The organism is Lactococcus sp. dk101, from assembly GCF_009601055.1.
Taxonomy (GTDB): domain Bacteria; phylum Bacillota; class Bacilli; order Lactobacillales; family Streptococcaceae; genus Lactococcus.
In genome coordinates, this window is the sequence record NZ_WITI01000034.1 from 1 (window position 1) to 811 (window position 811).

3 protein-coding genes are annotated in these 811 nt (G+C 30.2%); 1 reads left to right on the forward strand and 2 read right to left on the reverse strand.

Annotated elements, in window-relative coordinates:
* Positions 1 to 13 precede the first annotated feature (13 nt).
* The gene (locus tag GHI45_RS11205) at positions 14 to 217 is read right to left on the reverse strand and encodes a helix-turn-helix transcriptional regulator (RefSeq protein ID WP_147780919.1); all 204 of its coding nucleotides are present in this window, start codon (positions 215 to 217) and stop codon (positions 14 to 16) included.
* Between the two features lie 155 nt (positions 218 to 372).
* Between GHI45_RS11205 and GHI45_RS11210 the strand changes: the two genes are divergently transcribed.
* A complete protein-coding gene (locus GHI45_RS11210; RefSeq protein ID WP_147780918.1) occupies positions 373 to 588 on the forward strand; it encodes a hypothetical protein in 216 nt (71 codons plus the stop codon).
* On the opposite strand, the gene GHI45_RS11215 is transcribed toward GHI45_RS11210, so the two are convergent.
* On the reverse strand, positions 571 to 717 hold the full coding sequence (locus tag GHI45_RS11215; RefSeq protein ID WP_153497458.1) for a hypothetical protein: 147 nt from the start codon (positions 715 to 717) through the stop codon (positions 571 to 573). The genes GHI45_RS11210 and GHI45_RS11215 overlap by 18 nt on opposite strands.
* Positions 718 to 811 lie beyond the last annotated feature (94 nt).

Sequence of the window (811 nt, forward strand, 5' to 3'; positions counted from 1 at the left end):
GTGATTAGTTTTCTCATTTTGTTTCCTTTTCTTTAAATTCATTGAGATCAATATCCAACGCAGTTGCTATTTTCACGATAATTTCAAATCTAGGATTAGTTATCTTCCCTGTTTTTAGCGCTGATATTGTCTGAGTGCTTACCCCCGTCATTTTTGAAAGACGGTAGGCAGTTATTTTCTTTTTATTAAGTTGTTTTTCGATTGTTTCCCACAACATATAGTTGTCCTTTTCGTTATTTTGCTTTTTAAACACAATATATAGTAAAATTACATTGACTATTTATTTAACTTTTGATATAATTATTTTGAAATAAAAACCGCGGCTAGCTGTTTTTTATTCATTTTCCAAATAATTATAGAAAGGAGAACACTTTGGCAAATTTTAATTTGAATTCATCAAAAAGTATGAAGGACTTTGAGAAAGTTCTTACTAAAAAAGCGACTGAACTCGCTAAAAAACGAGCTAAAGAACGTGAGTATACTATTGATTGTTACCACTGCGATACTAAAGTAACTGTTCCGGTTGGTAAAAGCATCTGCCCTAACTGTTCTGAAGAGATTGATCTTAATCTAGATCTTAAGTTCTAATTCTAGATTTCTTATTTCTTTAATCGTACTTTCAACCTGCTCACACTGTTTTATAAGCTGTTTTGACAGGTTTTTTAATTCATCAATTTTTTCTAATTTTACGTTGACTTGTATTTTATTTTTTTCCATTTTTGTTTCCTATTCTTAATGTTTTTTAATGTCTCTCTCATGCTATAATGTCTGTAGGCTATTGGTAGTAGCCTAGATTATAGAAAGGAGGTGT